Raw genomic sequence first — 503 nt, forward strand, 5'->3', positions numbered from 1 at the left:
AAATCCATTCCACTTACAAATCTTTTTTCTTTTTGATAAATTTCTTTATTATGAGCAAGATAGAAATTATATATAAACCTTGATATGCCTATAGTTTGATGTATTTTTATTTTTTGTGCTAAAGTAGGTTTAATCTCTATCTTGTAAGCTCTTTTCAATTTCTTCATCCTCCTTAATCTTTTTCTTATACTTTCTAAGACCATAAATTCTGCAACTAAAAACATGTAATATTGATATTATGTCTTGAACTAATTCTTATTGAGGTGAAAGACTTTCATCATTAACAACTATTATTTTAACATCAAATTTTGCTAAAAATCTTTCAAACCAATTGTAACCAAAACGTATAAATCTATCTTTATGAGTTATTAAAATAGAATCAATTTTATTTTCCATACATTCATCTAAAAGTTTATTCCATTTTTCCGGTTATAATTTAATCCACTTCCTATATCAGATATAACGTCATCAACAATAATACCTTTAGCATTTGCAAAATTCTT

Annotated in this window: 1 protein-coding gene and 1 pseudogene; both read right to left on the minus strand. The window is 24.5% G+C overall.

Translation table 11 applies throughout. The features are described from left to right. A partial coding sequence (locus AZI32_RS17770) for a helix-turn-helix domain-containing protein (protein ID WP_206406662.1) occupies positions 1–167 on the minus strand: 167 nt, incomplete at its 3' end. Beyond that, positions 130–503, minus strand: a pseudogene (locus AZI32_RS17775) (IS607 family transposase); the annotation flags it as partial. The pseudogene AZI32_RS17775 and the gene AZI32_RS17770, both read right to left, overlap by 38 nt.

The organism is Clostridium sp. ATCC 25772 (genome assembly GCF_001573875.1).
In the GTDB taxonomy this organism is placed as follows: Bacteria; Bacillota; Clostridia; order Clostridiales; family Clostridiaceae; genus Clostridium_J; species Clostridium_J senegalense.